Below are 651 nucleotides of genomic sequence, written 5' to 3' on the forward strand. Positions count from 1 at the left end.
CCTCACGACGGCGACTATATCCACGTTTCCGGACTCGAGCACTACCACCCACCACCTGACGCAACCTCTGATCCCAACGATGTCGAAGAATCCTGTAGTAAGCAGTCCCCCGAAGCGCTTGTCACTCGTGCCGTCCTCAAACTCTGGCGGGTCGCCTATCACGCAGACTCCTACGCACCCCTGAACGCCGCGAGTAACCCTCCGTAGCAAAGGCCACTTAACGTCGTGTTGAAGCCCTAGTAGTTCGGCACTTTCGTGGGTGAAATAGCCGCTAGGTGGGTGTGCATATCTCGCACAGAGCTTCCCGTAGATTCGATCCCGTTGGAATGGTCAATACTAAAACGGGTCTTTCGGCTATTTCTCTCATTGATCACTGAAAAGAAACACTCCATTTGTGAAATGACATCAGACTTCTCGTTCAGAGTGAATGCGAGCGTCACCCTGACGGGAAATACGCGAGCCACAGCTGGACGGCTGCGAAGAGGATCAGAACGACTGGTGTGAAGATGATCCCTTTCTGAAACTGCTTCGGGCGCTTCACCGTCGAAACATAGTGCGAGCGATCCCAAACGCTGAACGCGCTTGTAGGGTGTAGTGCGTATGTAGAATCACCAGGTTCGAGAGACCGCGGTTCGCTTTTTATATTGATAC

1 pseudogene is annotated in these 651 nt (G+C 53.0%); it reads left to right on the forward strand.

The window, feature by feature from the left end:
- A pseudogene (locus QT222_RS00190) lies at positions 1–207 on the forward strand (hypothetical protein); the annotation flags it as partial.
- Positions 208–651 lie beyond the last annotated feature (444 nt).

It is taken from the genome of Haloferax sp. s1, from assembly GCF_058382125.1.